The organism is Pelorhabdus rhamnosifermentans (genome assembly GCF_018835585.1).
GTDB lineage: Bacteria > Bacillota > Negativicutes > UMGS1260 > UMGS1260 > Pelorhabdus > Pelorhabdus rhamnosifermentans.
In genome coordinates this window covers 1-274 of record NZ_JAHGVE010000135.1, presented here as the reverse complement: position 1 = coordinate 274, position 274 = coordinate 1, and the positions used below count along the sequence as shown (strand labels likewise).

The 274-nt window shown below is 65.3% G+C and carries 1 protein-coding gene; it reads left to right on the top strand.

Annotated elements, in window-relative coordinates:
• Positions 1-274 (top strand): vitamin B12 dependent-methionine synthase activation domain-containing protein (locus Ga0466249_RS26080; RefSeq protein WP_215832401.1); only part of this gene is annotated, 274 nt, incomplete at both ends.

Sequence of the window (274 nt, the reverse complement as noted above, 5' to 3'; positions counted from 1 at the left end):
AAACGGTTCAAGGACGCAGGCGACGACTATTCATCCATCATGGCCACGGCGCTGGCCGACCGCCTGGCCGAGGCCTTCGCCGAACGCCTGCACAAGGAAGTCCGCACCCAGCTGTGGGGCTACAAGCCGGATGAGGCCACCAGCATCGACGACCTGATCGCCGAGCAATATCAGGGCATTCGCCCTGCCCCCGGCTATCCGGCCCAGCCCGACCATACGGAAAAGGCCACCCTGTTCCGCCTGCTGAATGCGGGCGAGAACGCAGGCATGGCCC